Consider the following 25,716-nt stretch of genomic DNA (forward strand, 5'->3'; position numbering starts at 1 on the left):
GTCCGCTGCGCTCCCCGCGCTGACCGCCCGGCACTCGCCCGCTGCCCGTTCAGCGCCCTCCTCCTTCCGGGACCGCCCCGGCCCGCCGTCTCCGTGACCGGAGCCCGGCCGCCACCGTCGGCGGCTCCCTGCCGTTGCGCCGCGCCCGTCCGGCCGGCCCGCCATCTCCGAGGGGACCGCACCGCCATGCCCTACCGCACCGACTCGCCCTCCGCCCCGGGGGGTTCGCGATGGCAGCACTGACCCAGTTGCCCGCGCCGACCGGTCCGCGCACCTGCCGGCACCCGGTCCGCCGCACCCCGCGCAGTGCCACCGCAGCACCCGCGGAGGCCCTGCACACCGAGATCGACAACCCGCTCGACCTGCTGGCCGGCCACCAGCTGCTCGCCGAACCGACCGCCGCGCCGCCGGACAGACCGGGCGCCGCGGCCGCCGACTGCGGATGCGGCCACCCGATGTGCCCCGGCGACGGCCACCGGGCCCACGCCGTACGGGTGTTCCTCGTCGAACGGCACCCGGTGGCGGCGGCCGGACTGCGCTCCGTGCTCTCCACCGTGCCCGGCCTGACGGTGGCCGGCTCCGCCGCCGACCCGCTGCGCGCCGTACCGGCGGTCCGGCGGGTCCACCCCGACGTCGTCCTGCTCGGCCGCGGCGGCGGCCTCGGCGAGGACCTGGCCGCCGTAGCGGCACTGCGCGGGCCGGACGGCGCCCCGGACGCCCGGGTGCTGCTGCTGCGCCGGGCCGAGTCCACCGCCGAGGCCAGCCGGATCCTGCTGGCCGGCGCCAGCGGCTGCTTCCCGCTCGACCTGCCGGAGGAACGGATCATCGCGGCCGTCCAACTCGCCGCAGCCGGAGGATCGGTGTTCCTCCCGGCGCCGCCCGCGGCACGCACCCACCCGGCCCCGCCGCCGGGCCACGCCGTCGAACCGCCACCGCAGCAGGTCGGGCTGACCGCACGCGAACGCGAGGTGCTCGCCAAGCTCGCCCTCGGCCTCAGCAACGCCGAGATAGGCCGCGAACTCGCCCTCGCCGAAGCCACCGTGAAGAAACATCTCACCCAGGCCATGCGCAAGACCGGCCACTCGGACCGGCTGCGCGCCGCCCTCTACGCCCACCGCCACGGCCTCGCGGGCTGAACCGCGGACAAGGGCTGCACCTCAGGGGCGCTGGGGGCGCCTCCCGGCCGAAGGCCGGGGGCGGAGCTGCGCGATCAGGGAGCGGGCGACCTGACCACCACGGCCGACCGGAGTTCACCAGGTGACCCACTCCCTGATCGCGCAGCCCCCCGCGCCCCTCGCGGTATCCCCTGCTCGCGAAGGCGACCTTCGGAGCAATCGGTGGCGCCGATCGTCGCCCGGGGAGGCTCCGTTCGGGGCTTCTGACGGACCGTCGGCGGTTCGTAGCGTGGCCGCACCACGTCCAGCCGAAGGGAGAGCCCGATGGGCGACGCGTCCGACGGCACCATCGCACACACCGGCGACCGGGCCGGCCCGGTGCCGCCCCACCTGCCCGCCGGCACCGCCGTGCTTCCCGCCGGCCGCGGTGCCGCCCGCCCCGAACCGCAGCGTTCCCCGTACCGGTCGATGCCGGACGCGGACCGTTCGGCCCTGTGGCGGCGGCGCCTGCACGAGGCCGAGGCCGGCCTCACCCGCTACCTGGTCTCGCGCGGCGACGAGGTGCAACTGGCCGACTGGTTCGCCCTGCAGGCGGAGATCTTCGCCGACCTGCCCGATCCGGCGACCGCGCCGGCCACCGAGTGGCAGCGGGTGTTCTTCCGCGGCCAGGCCCTGATGGAACGCTTCCTGGTCGCCCGGTACGGCGAGCAGGTGCTGGCGGAGTGGGCGCGGTCCAACGCCGAGGTGCACCGGGAGGTCGAGCCGGACCTCGGCCGGGGCGCCGCCGATCCGATCCACCGGATCGCCCGGCAGGCCGAACTCTACGGTTCGGACTACGAGTTCGACGACGAGCAGCCGCCGTCCGCGGACCGTGCGGTGCTCACCATCACGCACTGCGCGATCTGGGACTACCGGGAGAAGGCCCGCCGCGGCGGAGTCCGGCTGACCCTCGCGTCCCCGTGCACGTACTGCACGGAGGCGCTGTCCGCGAACATCCGCGCCAAGGGTTTCCGGCCCGCGCACCGGCTGCGCAGCGGCCCCACCGGCCACGGCTGCCGCTGGGAGGCCGCCCGGCCCGAGCCCGCCACCACCACCGACGACGAACCCCGGGAGTCCTGATGTGCGGAGTCACCGGCTGGGTCGACTGGGAGACCGACCTGCGCCACCAGGGGCACCTGCTGCGGGAGATGACCGCCACCCTCGCCTGCCGCGGCCCGGACGCGGACGGCGTCTGGCTGTCCCGGCACGCCGCGATCGGCCACCGCCGGCTGTCGGTGATCGACCTGGACGGCGGAGCCCAGCCGCAGGCGGACGCCGAACCGCCCGGCGCGGTGCTCGGCTACAACGGCGAGCTGTACAACCACCACGAGCTCCGTCGCGAACTCGAGTCCCTGGGGCACGTGTTCCGCACCCGCTCGGACACCGAGGTGGTGCTCCGCGCCCACCTGCACTGGGGCCGCGAGGCGCCGCGCCGCTTCAACGGGATCTTCGCGTACGCCCTGTGGGACGCCCGCGCCGAGGAGCTGCTGCTCGTCCGCGACCACCTGGGCATCAAGCCGCTGTACTGGCACGCGCACCGCACGGGCGTGCTGTTCGGCTCCGAGCCGAAGGCGCTGCTCGCCAACCCGCTGCTGCCCGCCGAGCTGGACACCGGGGGGATCGCCGAGCTGTTCGCGCTGCCCGCCGCGCCGACCCCCGGGCACGGACTGTTCCGCGGGCTGCACGAGGTCCGGCCCGGCCACCTGGTGGCCGTCACCCGGCACGCCACCCGCGAACTGCGCTGGTGGGCGCTGGAGTCCCGGCCGCACCGGGACGGCGGGGTGGCCACCCGGGAGCGCGTCCGGGGGTTGCTCGCCGACGCGGTGGAGCGCCAGTTGATCAGCGACGTCCCGCTCTGCACGCTGCTCTCCGGCGGGGTCGACTCCAGCGCGATCACGGCGCTCGCCGCGGCCGCCCGGGAGCGGTCCGGCCAGGGCAAGATCACCAGCTTCTCGGTGGACTTCCCCGGCAGCGCCGACCGGACGCCCGACGCCTGGCGGACCACCCTGGACGCCCCGTACGTGCAGGCCGCCGCCGAGCACATCGGCACCCTGCACACCGCCGTCCTCGTCCCCGACGACGACCTGCTGGACGCCCGGGACGCCGTGCTGCGCGCCCGCGACCGGCCCGGCTGGGGCGAGATGGACGCCTCGCTGCACCTGCTCTTCCGCGAGGTGCGCCGCCGCTCCACGGTGGCGCTGTCCGGCGAGGCCGCGGACGAGATCTTCGGCGGCTACCCGTACTTCCACGATCCGGCCGCGCTCGCCTCCGGCACCTTCCCGTGGCTGCACGGCCGCACCACCCCGGCCGCGCTGCTGCGCCCCGAGGTGCGCGCGGCCGTCCGGCCCGAGGAGTACACCGCGGAGGCGTACCGCCGCTCGCTCGCCGAGGTGCCGCGGCTGGACGGCGAGCCGGCGGCGGACGCGCGGGTGCGCGAGGTGTTCCACCTGGCGCTGACCCGCTGGCTGCCGCCGCTGCTGGACCGGGTCGACCGGGTCTCGATGTCCGTCGGGCTGGAGGTGCGGGTGCCGTTCTGCGACCACCGGCTGGTCGAGTACCTGTGGAACGTGCCGTGGGCGCTCAAGGCGTCCGGCGGCCGGTCCAAGGGGCTGCTGCGCGACGCCGTCCGGGACCTGCTGCCGCCGCAGGTCGCCGAGCGGCCGAAGAGCGGCTACCCGTCCACGCCGGCCGTCCGCTACACCGAGGTGCTCACCGACCGGGCGCGGGAGCTGCTCGCCGACCCGAACGCCCCGGTGTTCGACCTGGTCGACCGGGGGACGGTCCGCCGGCTCCTCGCCGAGGGCCGGCCGCTGCCGAGCCCCCGGACGGCGCCGAACCCGGTCGGCGGCCTGGACCACCTCGTCCAGGTCGACGAGTGGCTGCGCGCCTACCGGGTGGGGCTGCGATGAGCGCCCCCGCCCGCCCCGCGCCGGCCCCGGAGGACGCCTTCCGGGCTGCCGCCCGGCACTGGAGCACCGGCGTCGCCGTGCTCACCACCCGCTCCGGCGAGGAGGTGTTCGCCAAGACCGTCTCCTCGTTCTGCACCCTCTCGCTGGACCCGCTGCTGGTCAGCGTGGCCGTCGCCCGGCACAGCCCGCTGGTGTCCGCGGTCCGCGGCAGCGGCCGGTTCGCCGTCTCGGTCCTGACGGATCGCCAGCACGGGGTGGCCCGGCGGTTCGCCACGCCCGGCGCGGGCCGGGCTCTCGGCACCTTCACCGCCGTTCCGATGCGCGCCGAGGCCACCGGCGCGCCGGTGCTGGAGGCCGCGCTCGCCTGGTTCGACTGCCGGCTGCACGGCGTCCTGCCCGGCGGCGACCACGCCGTCCTGGTCGGCCGGGTCGCCGCCGCGGACGCCTCGCCCGGCGAGCCGCTGCTCTACCACGACGGCCGATACCGCTCACTCGCCCACCGCTCACCTGGAGTTGGCGCATGACCCTGCTCGACACCCCCGCCGCCGCGCGGGGCCTGCTCACCGGCGACCGGTACCGGGCCGAGCTCGACGACGGGCGCGAGCTCTACCTGGACGGCAAGCGGATCGGCAATCCCGCCGAGCACCCCGCCTTCCGGCCCGCCGCCGACGAACTCGCCCGGCTGATCGACCTGCAGCACGAGCCCGAACACCGCGAGCTGCTGACCTGGAAGGACCCGGAGACCGGCCTGCGGCTCGCCCGCGCATACCAACCGCCCCGCACGGTCGAGGAGTTGCGCGTCCAGCGGCGCAGCGCCGAGTTCTGGCACGCCGAGGCCCTCGGCCAACAGGGCCGCTCCCCCGCCTTCATGGCCTCGATCGCCGTCGGCGTCTACGACTTCCGGCACCGGCTGGCCGGCAACGACCCGCGGTTCGGCGCCAACGCCGAGGCCTGGTACCGGCACTGCGCCACCAACGACCTCGTCCTGTCGCACGCCCTCGGCGACCCGCAGATCGACCGCTCCGCCGACCCGGTGGACGAGCCCGACCTGGCGCTGCGCGTCCTGGAGGAGAACGAGCGCGGCATCGTGGTGCGCGGCGCCAAGCAGCTCACCACGCTCGCGCCGCTCGCCCACGAGGTGCTGGTCTACCTGTCGGCCTCGTTCGCGCAGCGCCGCGGCGAGCAGTTCGTGGTCTGGTTCGCGCTGCCGCTCAACACGCCGGGCCTGGTCACCCTCGCCCGGGAGCCGCTCGGCAGCGCCCCCTGGGGGCACGCCCACCCGCTCGGCGCCCGGTACGACGAGCAGGACGCCATGCTCTTCTTCGACGACGTGCTCGTCCCCTGGGAGCGCGTGCTGCTGCTCCGCGACGCCGACCTCGCCCGGGCCGGACTCGGCCGGATCAACGCCTGGAGCGCCTACGTCGGCCACGTCCGCTACCGGGAGCGGCTGCGCGCCCTGCTCGCCACCGCGACCCTGGTCGCCGAGTCGATCGGCGTGGACGGCTTCCGCAACGTCCAGGAGGACCTCGGCCGGCTCGCCGGGTACGCCGAGCTCACCGAGTACTTCCTGGACGCCGCCGAGGCCCGCGGCGGGGTCACCGACGGCGGCCTGTTCGCGCCGGGCGACACCGCCGCCTCCCGGGTGTGGTCCGCCGAGGTCGCGGCCGACGCGGTCGCGATCGTCCGCCGGATCGGCGCCTCCGGTCTGCTGATGCAGCCCACCGCCGGCGACCTCGCCAACCCCCGGCTGCGCCCGCATCTCGACCGCTACATGCGCGGCCGCGGCATCGACGCCGAGCGCAAGTCCCGCCTGTTCCGGCTCGCCTGGGAGCTCACCGGCGACGGCTTCGGCCAGCGCCAGGACCTCTACGAGTACGTGCACCGCGGCGACCTCGCCCGCAACCGGATCAACCTGTTCAAGCGCTATGACCAGAGCGCCGCCCGCGCGCGGCTGCTGCAGCTCGTCGACCGGCCCCAGGAGGCCCGCCCGTGACCGCGTCCGCCACAGAGATCCAGTCCCGCACCCTCGCCGGGTACGCCGACGCCAGCCGGCTCCGCCAGGTCCACGACCGCGACTGGGTGCTCGAACGGCTCCCCGCGGAGCCGCAGATCCTGGTCGACCTCGGCAGCGGCATCGGCCAACTGCTGCAGGCCGCCCTCGAACGCTTCCCGTCGATACGCCTCGCCGCCGGCCTGGAGCGGTCCGAGCACCGGATCGCCGAGGCCGCGGAGCGGCTGCGCCCGTACGGCGCCCGAACCGTCCTGCACCGGGCCGACCTCACCGACCCCGAACCGCTGCCGCTGCGCCCGGACGCCGTCACCATGACCTCCGTCCTGCACTGGCTCTTCCCGCACGAGGAAAGGATCTTCGCCTGGGTGTCCGACCGTCTCGCCCCGGGCGGACGGTTCCTGCTCACCACCTACCACCCCGCCCGGGACGAGCACGGCCTCGGCGGCGAGGACGAGATCGTCCGGGAGGCGCTCACCGCCCTCGGCACGCCGCGCGCCGACGTGCCGGCGCTGTTCGCCCGCGCCGGCGTGCTGCCGATCGCCACCCGCACCCGCACCGTCGACGATCTGGCCGCCGTCCTGCGTCCGCACCTCGCCGTCGCCGGCCACCGGGAGCGCGACGCCGTGGTCACCGTGGAGAGCGCCGAGCAGTACGCGCACTTCCACGCCGCCACCTTCGGCGACTACTACAGCCGCCTCGTCCCCGCCGAACGCCGCGCCGACTTCTTCCGGGCCGTCGGCGAGGCCGCCCGGCAACGCCAGGGCGAACGCGGCCACGTCAGCCACATGCCCGTCCGACTGTGGGAGCTCACCACCCACTGACGGACCGTCACCACACCGCCGGCCGACCGCCGCACCTACCGCGGCGGCCGGCCGGCGGCACCTACGCCGGACCCGACCGCACCACCTCCGCCCGAGGAGCCATCCGTGTCAACTCCCGCCGCGAGCCAGGAACTCGGCGCCTTCCTCCGCGCCCACCGCGAGCTCCTCAAGCCCGCCGACGTCGGCCTCACCGCGACCGCCCGCCGCCGCACCCCCGGGCTGCGCCGCGAGGAGGTCGCCTCGCTCTCCGGCGTCGGCCTCGCCTGGTACACCTGGCTGGAACAGGGCCGGGTCACCGCCTCCCGGCAGGTCCTGGAGGCGGTCGCCCGTGCCCTGCGCCTCGACGCCGCCGGACTGCGCCACGCGATGCGCCTCGCCGGCTACCACGAGTCGCCGGCACCGGCCGACGCCGCCGACCGGGACGGGCTCGCCGCGGCCGTCCGGCCCGTCCTCGACTCCTGGCCGGCCAGCCCCGCCGCCCTGCTCGACCGCCACTTCGACCTGCTCGGCTGGAACGCCGCCTGGTCCGCACTCTGGGGCCCGCCCGAGGCCGTTCCCGCCGACCGCCGCAACCTCATGTGGCTGATGGCGGCCGACGGGCGGCTGCGCGGCGTCCTGCACGACTGGGAGCCGCTCGCCATGAACGTCTTCCAGCACTTCCGCGCCCAGGCCGGCCCCGCCCTCTCCGACCCCCGCACCGACGAGGTCTACCGCCATCTGGACACCGACGCACCGGAGCTCCGCCACTGGTGGGGTTGCCACTCCGTGGCGGAGCTCACGGCCCGCACGGTCACCGTCGAACCGGCCGGGATCGGCCCGATCCGGCTGACCCTCTCCTCCTTCCACCCCGTCGACGACCCGACCGCCCTCGTCCTCCTCTTCACCCCCGCCGATCCCACCGCCCGCGCCCGCATGACCACCCTCACCACCCACCCCCTCCGCAGCGCGGGTTAGGCAGGGCGCCCCCAGGGGCGCGGGAGAACTGCGCGATCCGGATGCGGCGAGCCCGCCGGACGGGTCCGCTACCGCGCCCGCAGCACCCGCGCCCCCACCGCCGCCACCAGGGCCAGCCCGATCCCCACCACGGCCGTCCCCACCGCGACGTCCGCGAAGGCCCCCACCGCCCAGGCACCGACGCCCGTCCCCGCGTACATCGTCGAGGTCAGCCAGGCACTGGAGGTGGCCCGCAGTTCCGGCGCCACCGTCCCCGCCAGTGTCTGCTGGTCGGTCACGAAGCCGCCCGAGGCGAGGAACCACACCGTCACCCCGAGGAGCGCGAGGACGATCCCCGGTCCGCCGACCGCCAGCCCGATGCCGGCGGCCAGCAGCAGCCCCCACAGCGGCAGCAGCGGCACGCCGTCCCGTCCGGCGGCCCGCGCCCGGTCGCCGAGCCGCCCGCCGAGCAGCGATCCGACGACGCTGCCGGCGCCGACCAGCACACCGACCAGTCCGAGCGCCTCCACCGACAGGTCGAACCGCTGCACCAGGACCGCCCCCAGGAACGTGTACGCGCCCAGGTTCGCCGCGTGGAAGACGGTGTTGACCAGCAGTGCGCGCCGCAGCGCCGGATCGGCCCAGCCCGCGAGCACGGCCCGTACCGCACTGCCGCGCCCGTCCGCCGGTGCCGCGCTCCCGCCCGCCGGGACCTGCTTCAGCAGCAGCGGCACGGCGGCGGCCGTCCCGACGGCGAGCGCCCAGAACGCGGAGCGCCACCCGGCCAGCCCGGCGAGGAAGCCGCCGAGCGGCACCCCGACGACCTGGCCGGCGGAGAACAGGGCCATGCCGAGACCGAGCGCGCGGCCGCGGACGGCGTCCGGTGCGGTCTCCGCGATGTGCGCCCAGATCGCCGGTCCGGCCGCGGCGGCGGCCAGTCCGGCGACCGCCCGGGAGAGGACCAGCGGGGTCAGCCCGGTGGAGAGCGCTGCCGCGGCGTTGGACAGGACGAAGAGCAGTGTTCCGGCGACGAGCGTGCGCCGCCGTCCGAACCGGTCGCTGAGCAGCCCGAGGAAGGGGGCGGCCACGGCGTACACCAGCACGTACGCGGTGACGCTGGAAGCCGCGGCGGCCTCGCTGACCCGGATCGAGTCGGCGATCGTCGGCAGCAGCGGCGAGACCAGGAAGGTCTCGGCGCCGAACAGGAACAGCAGCAGGAACACCCCGGCGTAGCGCAGCCGGTCGAACGGCTGCGCCGCGGGCTCGGCACTCGGCGGCGACGCGGACACACTGGTCACGGCCCTCACACCCCTTCGAAAGGCCCTTCACGGGCGCACGGACGACGGATCTCGGCCGGGCCATCGTGTGCCGGTGCCGCGGCGGCAACCAGACAGGCGATCATCCTGTGACCGCCGCTCACAGGCTCCCGCGCGTCGGGACCGCGTGGCAGGCTGGGCCGGTGGACGGATTCCTGGGGTGGGCGGCCCGGCTGGGTGCGGGCGAGGTGGTGGCGGGGGCGCTGCTGCTCAACGCGGTGCTGTTCGTCGCGGCGGTGGCCGCCGGGCGGGCGCTGGTGCGGCGCTACGGGGACCGCCGGGTGGCCCCGCCGCCCGGCCCGGTGACCGGGGCGGAGGTCGCCCTGACGGTGGTCGCCCTGCTGATCAACAGCGGTGTGGGGGTGGCCGGGTGGGCACTGTGGAAGGCGGGCCTGGTCACCCTCTCGGCCTCGACCGGTCCGCGGGTGCTGCTCGAACTCCTGGCGTTCACCCTGGTCATGGACGTCCTGGCGTACGCCGCGCACTGGATCGCGCACCGCCGCCGGCTGTACCGGCTGGCCCACGAGCTCCACCACCGCTACCCGGATCCGCGGCCGTCGACGCTGTTCGTGCTGCACCCGCTGGAGGCGTTGGGCTTCGGCGGCGCCTGGCTGGCGATCCTGACGGTGTGGGAGCTGTCGGCGCTCGCCCTGGGCGGGTTCGTCCTGCTCAACCTGGTGTTCGGGCTGCTCGGCCACCTCGGGGTGGAGCCGCTGCCGGCCCGGGTCCGGCGCCGGCCGGTGTTCCGCTGGGTGGCGCTGCCGATGTTCCACGTCGGCCATCACCTCGACCCGGGCGTGAACTTCGGTTTCTACACCACCGTGTGGGACCGGCTGTTCGGGACGGTCGACCCCGCGTACGACCGGATGCGACACGCCGTCGACCCTGCCGCCGCCCGGCTGCCGGATGCCCTTCAATCACCGGCATGAGCTGCATCTTCTGCGAGGTCGTGGCGGGCGGGGCGGACACCCACCGGGTGTTCGAGGACGAGGCCGCGGTCGCCTTCCTGGACCACCGCCCGCTGTTCCCCGGCCATGTCCTGGTGGTGCCGCGGCGGCACGTGCCGACGCTGACCGACCTGCTGCCGGAGGAGATCGGGCCGTACTTCGCCCGGGTCCAGCGGATCGCCGCGGCCGTCGAGACGGCGATGGCGGCGGCCGGCAGCTTCGTCGCCGCGAACAACCGGATCAGCCAGTCGGTGCCGCACCTGCACGTCCACGTGGTGCCGCGCAATCCCAAGGACGGCCTGCGCGGCTTCTTCTGGCCGCGGACGCGCTACCGCGACGAGGCGCACGCCGTGGAGACGGCCGCCCTGATCGCCGCCGCACTGGCCGCCGGCTGACCGGCTCCGCGGCGGCCCTGTCAGAGCGGTACGGCATGCTCCGGGCCATGGACGAGCAGCAGTTCTGGGACCTGATCGAAGCAGCGCGCCGGCCGGGCCCGGACGACGCCGGGGCCGTGGTCGAGCGGGCCACCGCCCTGCTCGCCGTCCGGCCGCGGCAGGAGATCCTCGCCGCACAGCAGTTGCTGTGGGACGCGATGGCGGAGTCGTACCGCGGCGACCTGTGGGGTGCCGCGTACCTGATCAACGGCGGCTGCTCGGACGACGGTTTCGACTACTTCCGCGGCTGGCTGATCGTCCAGGGCCGGGAGGTATTCGAGCGGGCCGTCGCCTCTCCGGACTCGCTCGCCGAGCTGCCGTCCGTCCGCGAAGCAGCGGCGAACCGCGCGGACCTGGACTGCGAACGCACGCTGGGTCTCGCCTGGGACGCCCATCTCGCCGCCACCGGCGAGCAGATGTCCGGCGACTGCTACACGATCGCCTACCCGGAGATCGTCTTCGACTGGGACTTCGACGACCCTGCGGAGACCGCCCGGCGCCTTCCCCGGCTCGCGGCCCTGTACGGGGAGTGAAGCCGGCATCCGCGCCCAACACGCGTACCCGACACGCGCCTCGGCACCGGTCGCCCGCACCCGGCCCCGCGCACAATGACGGTATGACAGTTCCCTTGAAGTTCAGCGGGGCCTCGAAGAACCTGACCTTCGACGAACTGGAGAAGTTCGTCCACGCCGCACGCAGGGCGGGGGTGGTCGGCAAGCAGCCCGTCACCGCCGTCGTCTCCACCACCGGCAAGCTCAAGCAGCTCCAGGTCCTCCTCGACGAGGAGTGACCGGCCCCGGGTCGGGGTGTGACGGTCCGGGGTCCGGGTCCGATCGGCGAGAATGGTCGGGTACCGAGCACGTCCGCACCGAGGAGACGACCCACGTTGGCCAGCCGGAAGCCCTCCCCCGCGCCCGCCCCGGACCGCCCCGACCTGCGGTCCGACTGCTCGCGCTGCTTCGGCCTGTGCTGCGTGGCCCTGCCGTTCGCCGCCTCCTCGGACTTCGCCGCCACCAAGGACGCCGGCACCCCCTGCACCAATCTGCAGGCCGACTTCCGCTGCGGCATCCACACCCGGCTGCGGGAGGCGGGCTACCGCGGCTGCACCGTCTTCGAGTGCTTCGGCGCGGGCCAGAAGGTCTCGCAGATCACCTTCGGCGGCGAGGACTGGCGGCAGGACCCGGGCTCGGCCCGGCGGATGTTCGCCGTGTTCCCCGTGCTGCGGCAGCTGCAGGAGCTGCTGCACTACCTCGCCGAGGGCCTCGCCCTGCCCGCCGCCCGTCCCGTCCACGAGGAGCTGCAGCGCGCCTTCGACGCCACCGAGCGGCTCACCCTCGGTACCGCCGAGGAGATCACCGCGCTGGACGTCCCCGCGGTCCGCCAGGAGGTCAACGCCCTGCTGCTGCGGGTCGGCGAGCTCGTCCGGGCCGGCGTGCCCGGCCGCACCCGCAACCACCGCGGCGCCGACCTGATGGGCGCCCGTCTCAAGGGCGCGAACCTGCGCGGCGCCAACCTGCGCGGGGCGCTGCTGATCGCCGCCGACCTCCGCAAGGCCGACCTGCGCAGCGCCGACCTCATCGGGGCCGACCTGCGGGACGCGGACCTGAGCGGGGCCGATCTCACCGGCGCGGTCTTCCTCACCCAGTCGCAGGTCAACGCCGCCCGCGGCGACGCCGCGACCCGGCTGCCGGCCGGCCTGGACCGCCCGGCCCACTGGGCGCCGGCCCGCTGATCCCGTGGGCGACGTCACGGACGATCCCGTGGACGATCCGGTGGAGGCGCTCTGCGTCCGGCTGCACCGCGGTCTGCGCGGCGAGGGCCCGTTGGCGGCGGCCGACGCCGCCGCGCTCGGCTGCGCGCTGCTGGCCCTCGGCCACCGGGGCCCGGCGGTCCGCGAGGCGGTGGAACGCCGACCGGCCGACGTCCCGCCGGCCGAAGCCGCCGACCTCGCCGCACGGCTGCTCGCCGAGGCCGGCTTCGAGCCCGGCTTCGACCTGGTGCCGGAGCGGCTGGAGACCCTGCGCCGGGCGCTGGAGCCCGTCCTGCGCGATCTCCCCGGGGCCGGGGGTCCCGGGGCCCGGTTGGTCGTCCAGGACGCCTGGTACCCGCCCTCCGCGGGCGTCGTCCTGGCGGACGGCTGGCTGCACGGCGGCGGCCTGCCCGTCTGCGCCGGCGGCGACCCGGTCACGGCGGTGGCGGCCGTCGCCGCGCACGTCCAGGAGAGCCTGATGGAGCGCGACCGCCGGGCCCTGCCGCTCTGCCCCGACCACGGCCTCGGCCTGCACGCCCTCCGGCACTCCGACGCCGCCGTCTGGTGGTGCACGGCCGACGGCGGCCATCCGGCCGCCGCGATCGGCCGGCTGCCGCGGACGGGCCGAAATCGGGATGACCGCCCGGGGCGCCGCGCATAGGATCCGCGGGATGTCCGCGCACAGCCCTGGAGTCCGAGTGACCGATCAGCCGTTCCGCGCCGTCCGGGCCGCCCACGACGACCGGAGCCTGACCGTCTACCAGGCGTACCCGGTGGAGATCGCGGAGGCGGCGCTCGCGGCGGGCACCTTCGTGCCCCCGTTCAAGCGGGAGCGGATGACCTGGATCAAGCCCTCGTTCCGCTGGATGATGTACCGCTCGGGCTGGGCGTCCAAGCCGGGCCAGGAGCGGGTGCTGGCCGTCCGGATCAGCCGGGACGGCTTCGAGCAGGCCCTCGCGCTGGCCTGCCCCAGCCACCACGACCGGCGCTGCCACGCCACCGCGGAGGAGTGGCGCGCGGAACTGGCGACCAGCCCCGTCCGGGTGCAGTGGGACCCGGAGCGCTCCACCCGGCTCGGTGCGCTGGAGCACCGCGCCCTGCAACTCGGCCTGTCCGGGCGGGCGGTGGCCGGCTACGTCGACCACTGGATCCTGGGGATCACCGATGTGACCGCGCTGGCGCACGAGGCCCGGGCACTCGTCCGCGACGGCCGCACCGACCTCGCCGACGCGCTGATCCCGGCCGAGACTCCGTACCCGCTGCCCGGGCACCTGGCCGCCCGGCTCGGCGCCGACCACTGAGCCGGGCCGTCTCCGGTCAGCCGGTGGCATCCTGATGGTCGGTCAGAAGCTCGCGCCCCTGCGGCGGCACCGGACCGGGCGGCAGCGCCACCTGCGGGTCGGAGACGCTGCGTACCCGCGTCCAGGAGTCGTGGTCGGCCTGGACGATCTCCTCGTACGCGGCCAGGAACTCCGCCACCTGCGCGGGCTCGGGCTCGGCCCCGGCGAGCCCGGCGCGGTGGAAGGCGAGCCGGCGCTCCAGCGCGGCCAGCCGGTGCACGGTGTCGGAGCGCTGCAGCCAGAGCGCGCGGTGCGAGAAGAAGGCCTGCCAGGCGGCGAGCACGGTGATCGCCGCACCGAGGCCGAGGGCGACGTCGGACAGCCACTGCCGGGCCGGCTGGCCGACCTGGACGCCGAGGAGCACGGTGATCACCGCCGAGAGGCTCACCGTGGAGATCTGCAGTCCGAAGGCGCGCCTGCGGTCCGTGTCCCGCCGCCGGGTGCGGATCCGCAGCTGGCTGTGCACCTCGGCTTCCACGAAGGCCAGTTGACGGCTGACCGGACTCGTATCCGCACCGTCCGCAGTGTTCCCCGCCATGGCCCGCGTTCCTCTCCCCCGCCTTCGGAGCGGCCAGTCTGCCAGCCCGCCCGGACATCCGTGCGGAATCCGGTGGGACGCGGTGCCCGCCCCACCGCGTTAGAAGGTCATGGACCGCACAACGACGACGCGTCCGGCGCCCACTGAGCCGCCGGCCTTCCTCGACTTTGCTGCGGCGAGGGGGCACCACCTGGTCAGAACGGCCTACCTGCTGACCGGTGGTGACGCGCACCTCGCCGAGGACCTGGCGCAGGAGGCGCTCGGCCGGCTGTTCGGCCGGTGGCGCAAGGTGTCCCGGATGGCGAACCCGGCGGGGTACGCGCAGACCGTCCTGGTCAACACCTTCCTCTCCTACCGCAGGCGGCGCAGCAGCAGCGAGCACGTGACGGACACCTTCGCCGAGACGGCGCAGGCCGCGCCGGACCCGGCGCTGCGGGTGACCCTGCTGCAGGCGCTCGGCGAACTGCCGCCCCAGGACCGGGCGGTGCTGGTGCTCCGCTACTGGGAGGACCGCAGCGCGGAGGAGACCGCGGCGGTGCTGCGGCTGAGCCCCAGCACGGTGCGCTCGCGCAGCAGCCGGGCGCTGGCCCGGATGCGGACGGTGCTCGGCGAGGACCTCGACGCGCTCGTCCACCCCTGACCGACGACCTGCAGTACGAGAGGATGCGGAGAACGACGATGCCCGTCGAGGAGAGCTTCACCACCGCCCTGCGGTCGGCGGCCGACCTGGCCCCCGAACCGAACGCCCTGGCCTTCGCCCAGGGTGCGGCGACCCGCGGAGTGCGCCGGCGCAGGCGGCGCCGGGCCGCCGTACTGGCCGGGGCGGCGGCGGTCGGCGCGGCCGTGCTGGCCGCCGGTTCGCTGCCGGCCCTGCACGGCGACCGCGCGCCGGCCGCGCAGCCCCGGTCCTCCGTCAGCGGGGAGTACATGCGCGACGCGCTGGTCTCGCTGCTGCCGAGCGGCCGGGTCACCGGCGCCATGGGCTTCACCGGCAACGAGGGCGACGTGAAGAGGGGGCCGTCCGCCGTCGTCGACCTCGAGACGGCGCACACCGGCGGGCAGATCAGCCTCGGCGTCGACCGGATCGCCACGCCGGTGACCGAAGCCTCGCGCGGTGCGCACTGCTTCGACCCGTCGGAGCGGCCGACGCTCAGCTGCAGCCGCACGGTGCGGCCCGACGGGTCGGTCCTGATGGTGAACGTGCTGCTGCCGGAGCGGTCCGGCGCGGGCAAGGTCCTGGTCGCCTCGTACACCAGGCCGGACGGGCGCCAGGTACGGGTCGACACCTACAACCGGGACGGGCGGCCGGAGCCCCCGCTCAGCACCGAGCAGGCGGTCGCGGTGGTGACGAGCAGCGTCTGGGACGTCACGTTCGACGGCGTGCGGGTCACCGACCCGCCGAAGCCCGGGGTGACCCTGCCGCCGACGGCCGCGCTGCACGACGCGGTGGCGAAGCTGCTGCCGTCCGGCGCGGTGGCCGGCCCGGCCGACGGCCTCGCGATGCCCGGCCGGGTGCGGCTGCAGGTCTCGCTGGACGGCCGGACGAGCTGGGTGACCGTCGACGTCGAGCCGCACTGGCAGGAGGGCGAGCAGTCCGACCCGCGGGGGACGTTCGAGTCCGGCCGGGGCCCGGAGCTGACGCACACCGCGGACGGCACCTCGGTGGTGGCCGGCGCCCACCGGGAGTCCGACGGGACGGACGGCCCGGAGGTGCAGTGGAACGCCGAGGCCCTGCACGCGGACGGCACCCGGGTGACCGTCAACGAGTGGAACGGCCCCGACGCCCGCACCTTCCTGCCGGGCGCCCCCGCCCTCACCGTGGACCAGCTCCGGGCCCTGGCGACGGCCCCCGCCTGGCGCGGCTGACGCACCGCCGACGGGGGTGGGTCAGCCCCCGGCCGTCCGCAGCGAGCCGCGCACCCGTTCCCGCGCCGTCGCCGCGTCGGGGGCGCTGCGGGCGAGCCCGGCGAGGCGGCGGCAGTCGGCGAGGGTGTGCCCGGCGAGCGCGGCGCGGACCTCGGGCAGGCAGGAGGGTGCGGCGGACAGCCCGGTGACGCCGAGGCCGACGAGGACGAGCGCGAGGTCCGGGTCGGCCGCCGCCTCCCCGCAGACGCCGACCCGGACGCCGTGCGCGGCGGCGCCCCCGGCCGCGGCCGCGGCCCGGTCGAGCAGGGCCGGCTGCCAGGGGTCGAGCAGCTCGGCGAGGGCGCCGAGGGTGCGGTCGGCGGCGAAGGCGTACTGGGCGAGGTCGTTGGTGCCGATGCTGAGGAAGTCGCAGACCTCGGCGAGCCGGTCGGCGCGCAGTGCGGCGGCCGGCACCTCGACCATCGCGCCGGCGAGGGCGAGGCCGTGGGCGCGGACCCGGCCGGCGAAGGCGGCGGCCTCGGCGGGCAGCGACACCATGGGGGCCATCACCCGGACGTCCGCGCCGCTGCCGCGGGCGGCGGCGGCGATCGCGGCGAGCTGGGTCTCCAGGAGCTGCGGGTCGCGGGTGGCGGTGCGCAGGCCGCGGACGCCGAGGGCGGGGTTCTCCTCGTCGGCGGCGGTGGCGAAGGGCAGCGGCTTGTCGGCGCCGGCGTCCAGGGTGCGGACGGTGACGCGGCGTCCGGCGAAGGCTTCGAAGACGGCCCGGTAGGCGGCGGTCTGCTCGGCGGCGCCGGGGGCCTCGGCCCGGTCGAGGTAGAGGAACTCGGTGCGGAAGAGGCCGACGCCCTCGGAGTCGGCGGCGGCCGCGGCGGTCAGTTCGTGCGCGGCACCCAGGTTGACGAGCAGCGCGACGGGGTGCCCGTCGGCGGTGCGTCCGGGCCCCGAGCTGCGGGCGGCCGCTTCCCGGCGGGCCCGCTGCCGCTCGGCCGCATGCCGGACGGCCTCCGGCACGGGATCCGGGTGGACGGCGCCGTCGGCGGCGAGCACGAGCACCGTCCGCCCGTCCTGCAGTCCGGCGGCGCCGGGGCAGCCGACGACGGCGGGCAGGCCGAGGGCCTTGGCGAGGATCGCGGTATGGCTGGTGGGGCCGCCGCGGACGGTGACCAGGGCGAGGACCCGGGCGGGGTCGAGTTCGGCGGTGTCGGCGGGGGCGAGGTCGTCGGCGACCAGGACGTACGGGTGGCCGGGGTCGGGCAGGCCGGGCATCGGCAGTCCGAGCAGCCGGGCGACCGCGCGGTCGCGGAGGTCGTCGAGGTCGGCGGCGCGCTCGGCGAAGTAGCCGCCGGCGGTGAGCAGGGCCTCGCGGAAGCCCTGGTAGGCGGCGGTGACGGCGTGCGGGCCGTCGGTGCCGGCGGCGACGAGTTCGGTGGCCCGGTCGGCGAAGACCAGGTCGGCGGCGATCATCGCCTGGGCGGTGAGCACGTCCGCGGCGGCGCCGCCGGCCCGGGCGGCGCGGGCCTCCAGGTCCGCGACGACGGCGGCGAGGGCGGAGCGAACGGCGGCGCTCTCGGCGGCCAGGTCGGCGACCGGGCGGGCCGGCGGCAGCGCGGGGGGCGGGGCGGCCCGGGCGACCGGCCCGGCCGCGCTGCCGCGGCCGACGCCGATGCCGTGCAGCGGGGCGGCCGCACCGGGTCGGCGTCCAGGTCGTCGGCGAGCAGGGCGGCGAGTTCGTCGAGGGCGGCGCGGGCGGCGGTCTCCTCGCCGTCGGCGGTGAGTTCCAGGGTGTCGCCGTGGCCGGCGGCGAGGGCGAGGACGGAGAGCAGGCTGCGGGCGTCGACCGGGGTCTGGCCGGGGCGGCCGACGCCGACCTTGACGCTCTGCCGGGCGGCGGCCCGGACGAAGAGGGAGGCGGGTCGGGCGTGCAGGCCGCTCTGCGAGCCGACGGTGACCAGGAGCTGGGGCATGGGTGTCCTTCGGGTTCACGGGGTGCGTCCGGGAGTGCCCGAACGGGCGGTCCGGATGGGGGCCGCGGGCCCGGTACCGGCGGTGGGGGCGGTCCGCGGGTACCGGGCGGTCAGGGGTGGTCACGCACCCGTCACCGGGTGGGTTTTATTTGGTTTTACGCCCGGTTCGCTCGGCATGTCAACGCAATCGGGCAGAAATCCCACATGTTCGGACTCTTGCTTTTCCACGGCCGGGGCGTATCGTCGGAGTCAACCAGGCGTAAACAGACATGAACGGACCCGATCCCACATGTACGCTCCCGAGCGCCAGCAGCAGATCCTGCAGCTCGCCCAGACCAGGGGCCGCGTCGACGTCCCCTCGCTCGCCGAGGAGTTCAACGTCACGCAGGAGACCATCCGGCGCGACCTCAGCACCCTCGACCGGGCCGGGCTGCTGCGCCGCGTCCACGGCGGGGCACTGCCCGCCGGGGCGCTGCACCTGGAGCCCGGCCTCGCCGAGCGGGACTCGACCGCCGCCGACGAGAAGGAGCGGATCGCCCGCGCCGCGCTGGCCCTGCTGCCCGCCGAGGGCAGCGTGCTGCTGGACGCCGGCACCACCGTCTCCCGGCTGGCGGCGCTGCTGCCCGCGGACAGCACGCTGACCGTGGTCACCAACGCGCTGCCGGTCGCCGCCCGCCTGGCCGACCACCCCTCGCTCTCGCTGCACCTGGTCGGCGGCCGGCTCCGGCACCGCACCCACGCCGCCGTCGACGACTGGGCGCTGCGCGCGCTCGCCGACGTGCACGCCGACGTGGCCGTGGTGGCCACCAACGGCTTCTCGCGGGAGGGCGGCCTCTCCACGCCGGACCTCGCCGAGGCCGCGGTGAAGCGGGCGATGGTCGCCGGGGCGCACCGGATCGTGCTGGTCGCGGACTCCTCGAAGTACGGCACCCGGCACTTCGCCCGGTTCGGCTCGCTGGAGCAGGTCGACGTCCTGGTCACCGACAGCGGGCTGACCGACCGGCAGGCCGCGGAGATCGAAGAACTCGGACCGGAAGTGATCCGCGCATGATCGTCACCATCACCCCCAATCCCAGCCTCGACCGCACCTACGAGCTGTCCGAGCTCGCCCGCGGCGAGGTCAACCGGGCCACCGGGGACCGGCTGGACCCGGGTGGCAAGGGCGTGAACGTGGCCCGGGCGCTCACCGCCGCCGGTCACCGCACCGCCGCCGTGCTGCCGCTCGGCGGCGCGCCCGGCCGGCTGCTGGCGGAGCTGCTGCACCGTCAGGACATCGACGTGGCGGCCGTCCCGGTCGCCGGCGACACCCGGATCAACGTGTCGGTCGTCGAGCGGCACGGCCCGCTCACCAAGATCAACGCACCCGGGCCGCAGCTGACCGCCGAGGAGTCGGCGGCGCTGCTCGGCGCCGTCCGCCGGCAGGCCGCCGGGGCGGACGTGGACTGGCTGGCCTGCTGCGGCAGCCTGCCCCGCGGCCTGGCACCCGAGTGGTACGCCGACCTGGTCGCCGAGGCCCACCTGGGCGGCGCCCGGATCGCCGTGGACACCTCGGGCCCGGCCCTGCTGGCCTCGCTGGCGGCCGGCCCCGACGTGGTCAAGCCGAACCTCGACGAACTCGCCGAGGCGGTCGGCCGTCCGGTCGCCACCCTCGGCGCGGCCCTCGACGCGGCCGAGCGGCTGCGCGAGCTCGGCGCCCAGCAGGTGCTTGCCAGCCTCGGCGCGGACGGCATGCTGCTGGTCGCCGAGGAGGGCTCCTGGTACGGCACGGCGCCGGTGGACGAGGTCCGCAGCGACGTCGGTGCCGGCGACGCCTCCCTGGCCGGGTTCCTCGGCGCCGGAGGCAGCGGCCCGAAGGCGCTGGCCTCGGCGCTGGCGCACGGCGCGGCGGCCGTCCGGCTGCCGGGCAGCGTGATGCCGATCCCGGCCGACCTCGAACCGGACACCGTCGTGGTGACCGCCGACGTGCCGCGGGAGCTGCCGCTGGGCCGCTGAACCGGGCGCGGCCGCGAGGGCCGCAGACGCGCACCGGCCGTCGCACGGCCGATCGGAAGGACCTGGGGGCACAGGGAACCGACCACGCACCACCGATGCACGACTGGTGAAGGACCGACACGATGAGCGACAACGGCAGACTGATCACACCTGCGCTCGTGGATCTCTACCTCGCCCCCGACGACAAGGCGGAGGCCCTCCGTGCCCTGGCCCAGCGGCTGGCGGCCGAGGGACGGGTCACCGACCTCGACGGCTTCCTCGCCGACGTGGCCGCCCGCGAGGCGCAGGCGCCGACCGGCCTGGGCGACGGGATCGGCATCCCGCACTGCCGCTCGGCCCACGTCACCCGGCCGAGCCTGGCCTTCGGGCGCAGCACCCGCGGGCTGGACTTCGACGCCCCGGACGGCCGGCCGGCCGACCTGGTCTTCATGATCGCCGCCCCGGACGGCGCGGACGACGCCCACCTGCAGATCCTGGCCTCGCTGGCCCGGCGGCTGATGGACCCGGAGTTCACCGGGGCGCTGCGCGCGGCGACCGACCCGAGCGCGGTCTCCGCCCTGGTCAACGACGAGGAGCCGGCCCCCTCGCCGGAGCCCGCGGCGACCGCCGCCCCGGCGACCGCCGCTGCCCCCTCGCCCTCGGCGGGCGGCCCGCGGCTGGTCGCGGTGACCTCCTGCCCGACCGGCATCGCGCACACCTACATGGCCGCCCGGGCGCTGGAGCAGGCGGCGGCCCGGGCCGGTGCCACCATCCACGTGGAGACCCAGGGCTCGGCGGGCTCGACCCCGCTGGACCCGGCGGTGATCGCCGCCGCGGACGCGGTGATCCTGGCGCACGACGTGGAGGTCCGCGACCGGGCCCGGTTCGCCGGGCTGCCGACGGTCGACACCGGGGTGAAGGCCGGCGTCAACCGGGCCGACGAGCTGGTCGCCGAGGCGGTCGCGCTCGCCGCGGCCGCCCCCGCCCGCACCGCGGAGCCGGCCGCCTCCCCGGCGCCCGTGCAGCGGCAGGAGCACTGGGCGAAGCGGCTGCGCGGCTACCTGATGACGGGTGTCAGCTACATGATCCCGTTCGTCGCGGCCGGCGGACTGCTGATCGCACTGGGCTTCGCGATCGGCGGCTACACGATCTCCTCGGCACCGTCGGTGGTCGGCCACTTCGACTGGACGTCCCACCTGAGCTGGGCGGCGCTGCTCTTCCAGACCGGCGCGGCGGCCTTCGCCTTCCTGGTGCCGGTCCTCTCCGGGTTCATCGCCTACGCGATCGCGGACCGGGCGGCGCTGGCGGCGGGCATCGTCGGCGGCGCGGTCTCGGTGACGGTCGGCGCGGGCTTCCTCGGCGGCATCGTCACCGGTCTGATCGCGGGCCTGCTGGTGCGCTGGATGACCGGCTGGAAGGTGCCGCGGGCGATCGCCGGGATCATGCCGGTGGTGGTGATCCCGCTGCTGTCGGTGGCCGCGGTCGGCTTCCTGATGTTCGTGGTGCTGGGCTCGCCGATCGCCTCCGCGATGAAGGGGCTGACGGACTGGCTGAACAGCCTGTCGGGCACCAACGCGATCCTGCTCGGCCTGCTGCTGGGCGCGATGATGGCCTTCGACATGGGCGGCCCGCTCAACAAGGTGGCGTACACCTTCGCCGCCGGCGCGCTGACCACCGCGGGCTCGGTGCCGGACGCGGGCAGCCTGAAGGTGATGGCCGCGGTGATGGCCGCCGGCATGACCCCGCCGCTGGGCCTGGCCCTGGCGACCACCGTGCGGCGGCGGCTGTTCACCCGTGAGGAGCGGGAGAACGGCAAGGCCGCCTGGGTGCTCGGGGCCTCGTTCATCACCGAGGGCGCGATCCCGTTCGCCGCGGCCGACCCGCTGCGGGTGATCCCCTCCGCGATGGCGGGCAGCATGGTCGCCGGCGGTCTGACGATGGCCTTCGGCTCGACCCTGCGGGCGCCGCACGGCGGCATCTGGGTCCTGCCGCTGATCGGCAACCCGGTGCTCTACCTGGTGGCGATCGCCGCGGGCACCGTCGTCACCGCCGGCCTGGTGATCCTGCTGAAGGGCCTGCGACGCCCCGCCCCGACAGCCGCCCAGGAACCGGACCCGGCAGCCCGGGTCCTGGCCGGCACCGCGGCCTGACAGTCGGCAGGCGCCGATCAGGGTGGTGTGGGGCGTCTCCCGGCCGAAGGCTGGGAGGCGCCCCACACGCCCCTGTGTTGCTGCCCCTTCGCGGTGCTGCTCCCCTACGGCCAGAGCAGGGTGCTGGTCCAGGCGATCCGGCCGGTGCCGAGGCCGGTGCGGGTGTACCGCAGCCGGACGTGCCGCCGGCTCGGGTCGCCCTGCCAGAACTCGACCTCGGCGGCGCGCAACACGTACACCGTGTGCCCCGCGGCCACCAGCTCCGGGTCGGCGTCCAGCAGCAGCTGGGCCTCGTCGGCCGCCAGGTCGTACGCGGCGAGCGACCCGAGCGGCTCGCTCTGCCGTCCGACCAGCGAGGCGACCCGGGCGCCCGGCGAGCGTCCGCGGAACTCCTCCGCGGAGACGGCCGGCGGCGCGGCCTCGACCGAGCCGCGGACGCGGACCTGGCGGCCGAGCAGCGGCCAGTACACGCTGAGCGCGGCCATCGGGCTGAGCGCGAGTTGACGGCCCTTCGGACTGTCGGCCTCCGCGGCGAACAGCCAGGCGCCCTCGGCCGCGTCGACGTCCCGCAGCACCAGCACCCGGGCATCGGGCACGCCGTCCGCGTCGACCGTCGAGAGCGTCATCACCTGCGGGTCGAGCACACCCGCCTCGAGGGCCTGCACCAGCCAGTCCACGAAGAGCGCTCCCGGCTCGGCCGGTGCCAGGTCGGTTTCGAAGACCGGCAGTTCGCGGGCCATCGGCGGCCGGTCCCGCAGCATCTCGCCGACCGCACTGGGCCGGTACCTGTCGAACCCGTCGTCGCCCGCCACCATCGGCCTCCCGTTCGCTCGTCCCGACGTCCGACCCCCGACCCCACCGTACTCAGTGATGGAAACCGACGCGGTCCGCCTCGTGCGGGTGTCCCTGTTCGAGGCGCTTGATCGCCCGGCGCATGTCCTCGGCGAGCAGCTCGATCTCGTCGCGGTCGACGCCGTGCCGCACCAGGACGCGCTGGATGACCGTCTCCTGCCGGTCCGGCGGCAGCGGGTACGAGGGCACCTGCCAGCCGCGCATCCGCAGCAGGTCGGAGAGGTCGTACAGGCTCCAGCCGACCGAGTCCGGGTCGGTGAGCGTCCAGGAGACGGCCGGCAGCGCGCCGACGCCGTCGTACAGCAGGGTGAACGGGCCCATCTCGGCGACCTGCCGGGCCAGGTGCTGCGCGGTGTCGGCGCAGGCCTGGTAGACCCGTCGGTACCCCTCGCGGCCGAGCCTCAGGAACATGAAGTACTGGGTGACGACCTGTCCGCCGGGGCGGGAGAAGTTCAGCGCGAGGGTCGGCATGTCGCCGCCGAGGTAGGAGACATGGAAGACCAGGTCGTCCGGCAGCGCGTCGTTGTCCCGCCACAGCGCCCAGCCGACGCCCAGCGGGGCCATGCCGTACTTGTGGCCCGAGGCGTTGATCGAGGAGACCCGCGGCAGGCGGAAGTCCCAGACCAGGTCGCGGTGGAGGAACGGGGCGATGAACCCGCCCGAGGCGGCGTCCACGTGCAGCGGCACGTCGATGCCGGTCTCCGTCTGGATGCGGTCCAGCTCGGCGGCGATCTCCGCGACCGGCTCGTAGGTGCAGGTGTAGGTCACGCCGAGGATCGCGACGACGCCGATGGTGTTCTCGTCGACGTACTCGCGCAGCTGGTGCGGCTGCAGGCCGGTCGCGCCGGGCTCCACCGGCACCTGGCGCAGCTCCACGTCGAAGTACCGGGCGAACTTCTCCCAGCACACCTGGACGGGCCCGCAGACCAGGTTCGGGCGCTCGGTCGACTGCCCGGCGGCCTTGCGCCGGTCGCGCCAGCGCCACTTCAGCGCGAGGCCGCAGAGCATCGCCGCCTCGCTGGAGCCGGTGGTCGAACAGCCGACCGCGTTGGCCCCCTCGGCACCGGCCGGCGCGTGCCACAGGTCGGCCATGATGTTCACGCAGCGCGACTCGATCTCCGCGGTCTGCGGGTACTCGTCCTTGTCGACGATGTTCTTGTCGAGGCACAGGTCCATCAGCCGGCGGACCTCGTCGTCCGCCCAGGTCGTGCAGAAGGTCGCCAGGTTCTGCGCGGCGTTGCCGTCCAGCAGCAGTTCGTTGCGCAGCAGTTGGAAGACCACCGACGGCGGGGCCGGGAAGTCCGGAATGGCCCGCTTGGGCAGCGGCCGCTCGCTCAGCGGCGAGGCGAAGATGTCGACGGCCGGGTCGGCCGCCGGTTCCTGAGCGTTGTGCAGAGCCACCGAGGGCCCCTCTCGCGTCGTCCGACAGCATCCCCTCGGACCCTACGGGCGCCCTCGCGGGCCCGACAGCGGGCGTACTCCATACCGGGCGGGGGCGGCACCACCTGTGGCGACCCCCGGCACCCGGACGGCCCAGTCCCGATTGCCCGGCCCGGCGACCGGACGGACGGTCGGGACATCCGCACGTCTCCGAAAGGGAGATCGCCATGGCCTCCACCTCCGTCCCCCCGGGCCCCGCCACGGGGGGCCTGCCACCGCGTCAGAACAGCGGCTGGGTCACCGGCCTGGTGCTGTTCGCCGGCGTGGTGATGCTGGTCACCGGTCTCCTCGACCTGTTCCAGGGGATCGTCGCCGTCGCGCAGGACGAGCTGATCGTCACCACACCGAACTACGTGTTCAAGTTCGACGTGACCTCCTGGGGCTGGATCCACATCATCCTGGGCCTCGTGGTCGCCCTCGTCGGCCTCTGCGTGCTCCGCGGCATGGCCTGGGCCCGGTACGCCGGCATCGGGGTCGCCTCGCTGAGCCTCATCGCGAGCTTCCTGTGGCTGCCGTACTACCCGCTGTGGAGCATCGTGATCATCGCCCTGGACATCTTCGTCATCTGGGCACTGGCGGTGTACCGGCAGGACTGAGCGGCCCTCCACGGGGCGGCCGCTCGCTCAGCGGCGAGGCGAAGACGTCGACGGCCGGGTCGGCCGCCGGTTCCTGAGCATTGTGCAGAGCCACCGAGGCACCCCTCGCGTCGGCACCGGTGCCCGACAGCGGGCGTACTCCGTACCGGGCGGGGGCTGCGCCACCTACGGCGACCCCGGTACCCGGACGGCCCAGCCCCGATGGCCCGGCCCGGCGACCGGACGGACGGTCGGGACATCCGTACGTCTCCGAAAGGGAGATCGCCATGGCCTCCACCTCCGTCCCCCCGGGCGCCCGCGCGGGCGGCCCGCCCGCGCGTTCGTACAGCGGCTGGGTCACCGGCCTGGCCTTGTTCGCGGGCGTGGTGATGCTGGTCACCGGCCTGCTCAACGTGTTCCAGGGGATCGTGGCCGTCGCCCGGGACGACCTGATCGTGACCACGCCGCGGTACGTGTTCCGTTTCGACGTGACCGCGTGGGGCTGGACCCACATCGTGCTCGGCATCCTGGTCGCCGTGATCGGCGCCTTCGTGCTGCGCGGCATCGCCTGGGCCCGTTACGCGGGCATGGGGCTGGCCGCGCTGAGCACCATCGCCAACTTCCTGTGGCTGCCGTACTACCCGGTGTGGAGCGGGGTGTTGATCACGCTGGACATCCTCGTGATCTGGGCGCTGGCCCTGTACCACGAGGACTGAGCAGGGCCTCCGCGGACCGGCCGCGGCAC

General features: G+C 75.4%; 26 protein-coding genes and 1 pseudogene. 21 read left to right on the plus strand and 6 right to left on the minus strand.

Features of this window, described 5'->3' with window-relative positions; genetic code table 11:
- Positions 1 to 230: 230 nt before the first annotated feature.
- The 7 genes from ABD353_RS15265 (at position 231) to ABD353_RS15295 (ending at position 7,849) form a co-directional block, all read left to right on the plus strand.
- A complete protein-coding gene (locus ABD353_RS15265; protein ID WP_344624126.1) occupies positions 231 to 1,136 on the plus strand; it encodes a LuxR C-terminal-related transcriptional regulator in 906 nt (301 codons plus the stop codon).
- 303 nt (positions 1,137 to 1,439) lie between these two features.
- On the plus strand, positions 1,440 to 2,234 hold the full coding sequence (locus tag ABD353_RS15270) for a hypothetical protein (RefSeq protein WP_344624127.1): 795 nt from the start codon (positions 1,440 to 1,442) through the stop codon (positions 2,232 to 2,234).
- Positions 2,234 to 4,063 carry an asparagine synthase (glutamine-hydrolyzing) gene (asnB, locus tag ABD353_RS15275; protein ID WP_344624128.1) on the plus strand — a complete coding sequence of 610 codons (1,830 nt, stop codon included), beginning with the start codon at positions 2,234 to 2,236 and terminating at the stop codon, positions 4,061 to 4,063. Before ABD353_RS15270 ends, asnB begins: the two co-directional genes overlap by 1 nt.
- On the plus strand, positions 4,060 to 4,587 hold the full coding sequence (locus tag ABD353_RS15280) for a flavin reductase family protein (protein WP_344624129.1): 528 nt from the start codon (positions 4,060 to 4,062) through the stop codon (positions 4,585 to 4,587). Before asnB ends, ABD353_RS15280 begins: the two co-directional genes overlap by 4 nt.
- Complete coding sequence (locus tag ABD353_RS15285; protein ID WP_344624130.1) at positions 4,584 to 6,056, plus strand: 4-hydroxyphenylacetate 3-hydroxylase family protein; 1,473 nt, start codon at positions 4,584 to 4,586, stop codon at positions 6,054 to 6,056. Before ABD353_RS15280 ends, ABD353_RS15285 begins: the two co-directional genes overlap by 4 nt.
- Positions 6,053 to 6,895 (plus strand): class I SAM-dependent methyltransferase, encoded by an 843-nt coding sequence (locus tag ABD353_RS15290; RefSeq protein WP_344624131.1) that lies wholly within the window; start codon positions 6,053 to 6,055, stop codon positions 6,893 to 6,895. Before ABD353_RS15285 ends, ABD353_RS15290 begins: the two co-directional genes overlap by 4 nt.
- A gap of 105 nt (positions 6,896 to 7,000) precedes the next feature.
- Positions 7,001 to 7,849 (plus strand): helix-turn-helix domain-containing protein, encoded by an 849-nt coding sequence (locus ABD353_RS15295; RefSeq protein WP_344624132.1) that lies wholly within the window; start codon positions 7,001 to 7,003, stop codon positions 7,847 to 7,849.
- 68 nt (positions 7,850 to 7,917) lie between these two features.
- Here the strand turns inward: ABD353_RS15295 and ABD353_RS15300 are convergent, their stop codons facing one another.
- Positions 7,918 to 9,126 (minus strand): MFS transporter, encoded by a 1,209-nt coding sequence (locus ABD353_RS15300; protein WP_344624133.1) that lies wholly within the window; start codon positions 9,124 to 9,126, stop codon positions 7,918 to 7,920.
- Between the two features lie 161 nt (positions 9,127 to 9,287).
- Between ABD353_RS15300 and ABD353_RS15305 the strand changes: the two genes are divergently transcribed.
- From ABD353_RS15305 to ABD353_RS15335, 7 genes are all read left to right on the plus strand, one after another.
- Positions 9,288 to 10,073 (plus strand): sterol desaturase family protein, encoded by a 786-nt coding sequence (locus tag ABD353_RS15305; RefSeq protein ID WP_344624134.1) that lies wholly within the window; start codon positions 9,288 to 9,290, stop codon positions 10,071 to 10,073.
- Positions 10,070 to 10,486, plus strand: a complete 417-nt coding sequence (locus ABD353_RS15310) for an HIT family protein (RefSeq protein ID WP_344624135.1) — start codon at positions 10,070 to 10,072, stop codon at positions 10,484 to 10,486. The genes ABD353_RS15305 and ABD353_RS15310 overlap by 4 nt, the downstream gene beginning before the upstream one ends.
- Positions 10,487 to 10,533: 47 nt before the next feature.
- Entirely contained in the window at positions 10,534 to 11,058 is a 525-nt protein-coding gene (locus ABD353_RS15315) for a DUF4240 domain-containing protein (RefSeq protein WP_344624136.1), read from the plus strand.
- Between the two features lie 83 nt (positions 11,059 to 11,141).
- Positions 11,142 to 11,315, plus strand: coding sequence for a hypothetical protein (locus ABD353_RS15320; RefSeq protein ID WP_199922877.1), 174 nt, complete (start codon positions 11,142 to 11,144; stop codon positions 11,313 to 11,315).
- A gap of 96 nt (positions 11,316 to 11,411) precedes the next feature.
- Positions 11,412 to 12,257 carry a pentapeptide repeat-containing protein gene (locus ABD353_RS15325; protein WP_344624137.1) on the plus strand — a complete coding sequence of 282 codons (846 nt, stop codon included), beginning with the start codon at positions 11,412 to 11,414 and terminating at the stop codon, positions 12,255 to 12,257.
- Positions 12,258 to 12,285: 28 nt separating this feature from the next.
- Positions 12,286 to 12,936, plus strand: coding sequence for a hypothetical protein (locus ABD353_RS15330; protein WP_344624138.1), 651 nt, complete (start codon positions 12,286 to 12,288; stop codon positions 12,934 to 12,936).
- A 37-nt stretch (positions 12,937 to 12,973) separates the two neighbouring features.
- Positions 12,974 to 13,576, plus strand: a complete 603-nt coding sequence (locus ABD353_RS15335) for a DUF4291 domain-containing protein (protein ID WP_344624139.1) — start codon at positions 12,974 to 12,976, stop codon at positions 13,574 to 13,576.
- Positions 13,577 to 13,592: 16 nt separating this feature from the next.
- On the opposite strand, the gene ABD353_RS15340 is transcribed toward ABD353_RS15335, so the two are convergent.
- Positions 13,593 to 14,153 carry an SLATT domain-containing protein gene (locus tag ABD353_RS15340; protein WP_344624140.1) on the minus strand — a complete coding sequence of 187 codons (561 nt, stop codon included), beginning with the start codon at positions 14,151 to 14,153 and terminating at the stop codon, positions 13,593 to 13,595.
- Positions 14,154 to 14,262: 109 nt separating this feature from the next.
- Between ABD353_RS15340 and ABD353_RS15345 the strand changes: the two genes are divergently transcribed.
- Both ABD353_RS15345 and ABD353_RS15350 read left to right on the plus strand, forming a co-directional pair.
- Positions 14,263 to 14,793, plus strand: coding sequence for a SigE family RNA polymerase sigma factor (locus ABD353_RS15345; protein WP_344624141.1), 531 nt, complete (start codon positions 14,263 to 14,265; stop codon positions 14,791 to 14,793).
- A 38-nt stretch (positions 14,794 to 14,831) separates the two neighbouring features.
- Positions 14,832 to 16,019, plus strand: a complete 1,188-nt coding sequence (locus ABD353_RS15350; protein WP_344624142.1) for a hypothetical protein — start codon at positions 14,832 to 14,834, stop codon at positions 16,017 to 16,019.
- A 21-nt stretch (positions 16,020 to 16,040) separates the two neighbouring features.
- Here the strand turns inward: ABD353_RS15350 and ABD353_RS15355 are convergent, their stop codons facing one another.
- Positions 16,041 to 17,693: a putative PEP-binding protein gene (locus ABD353_RS15355; protein ID WP_344624178.1), complete on the minus strand. Its 1,653-nt coding sequence runs from the start codon at positions 17,691 to 17,693 to the stop codon at positions 16,041 to 16,043.
- Positions 17,694 to 17,740: 47 nt separating this feature from the next.
- Positions 17,741 to 17,983: pseudogene (locus ABD353_RS15360) on the minus strand (HPr family phosphocarrier protein); the annotation flags it as partial.
- Positions 17,984 to 18,272: 289 nt separating this feature from the next.
- Between ABD353_RS15360 and ABD353_RS15365 the strand changes: the two are divergent.
- The 3 genes from ABD353_RS15365 (at position 18,273) to ABD353_RS15375 (ending at position 22,104) form a co-directional block, all read left to right on the plus strand.
- A complete protein-coding gene (locus ABD353_RS15365; protein ID WP_344624143.1) occupies positions 18,273 to 19,034 on the plus strand; it encodes a DeoR/GlpR family DNA-binding transcription regulator in 762 nt (253 codons plus the stop codon).
- Complete coding sequence (gene pfkB, locus ABD353_RS15370) at positions 19,031 to 19,975, plus strand: 1-phosphofructokinase (RefSeq protein ID WP_344624144.1); 945 nt, start codon at positions 19,031 to 19,033, stop codon at positions 19,973 to 19,975. Before ABD353_RS15365 ends, pfkB begins: the two co-directional genes overlap by 4 nt.
- Positions 19,976 to 20,097: 122 nt before the next feature.
- Positions 20,098 to 22,104, plus strand: a complete 2,007-nt coding sequence (locus tag ABD353_RS15375; RefSeq protein WP_344624145.1) for a PTS fructose transporter subunit IIABC — start codon at positions 20,098 to 20,100, stop codon at positions 22,102 to 22,104.
- 104 nt (positions 22,105 to 22,208) lie between these two features.
- Here the strand turns inward: ABD353_RS15375 and ABD353_RS15380 are convergent, their stop codons facing one another.
- Positions 22,209 to 22,919, minus strand: coding sequence for a pyridoxine/pyridoxamine 5'-phosphate oxidase (locus ABD353_RS15380; protein ID WP_344624146.1), 711 nt, complete (start codon positions 22,917 to 22,919; stop codon positions 22,209 to 22,211).
- A gap of 49 nt (positions 22,920 to 22,968) precedes the next feature.
- A complete protein-coding gene (gad, locus tag ABD353_RS15385; RefSeq protein WP_425555161.1) occupies positions 22,969 to 24,357 on the minus strand; it encodes a glutamate decarboxylase in 1,389 nt (462 codons plus the stop codon).
- A 206-nt stretch (positions 24,358 to 24,563) separates the two neighbouring features.
- Between gad and ABD353_RS15390 the strand changes: the two genes are divergently transcribed.
- Together ABD353_RS15390 and ABD353_RS15395 are read left to right on the plus strand one after the other, a co-directional pair.
- Positions 24,564 to 24,992, plus strand: a complete 429-nt coding sequence (locus ABD353_RS15390; protein ID WP_344624147.1) for a DUF7144 family membrane protein — start codon at positions 24,564 to 24,566, stop codon at positions 24,990 to 24,992.
- A 266-nt stretch (positions 24,993 to 25,258) separates the two neighbouring features.
- A complete protein-coding gene (locus ABD353_RS15395) occupies positions 25,259 to 25,687 on the plus strand; it encodes a DUF7144 family membrane protein (RefSeq protein WP_344624148.1) in 429 nt (142 codons plus the stop codon).
- The last annotated feature ends 29 nt before the right edge of the window (positions 25,688 to 25,716 follow it).

The organism is Kitasatospora arboriphila, assembly GCF_039528095.1.
Taxonomy (GTDB): domain Bacteria; phylum Actinomycetota; class Actinomycetes; order Streptomycetales; family Streptomycetaceae; genus Kitasatospora; species Kitasatospora arboriphila.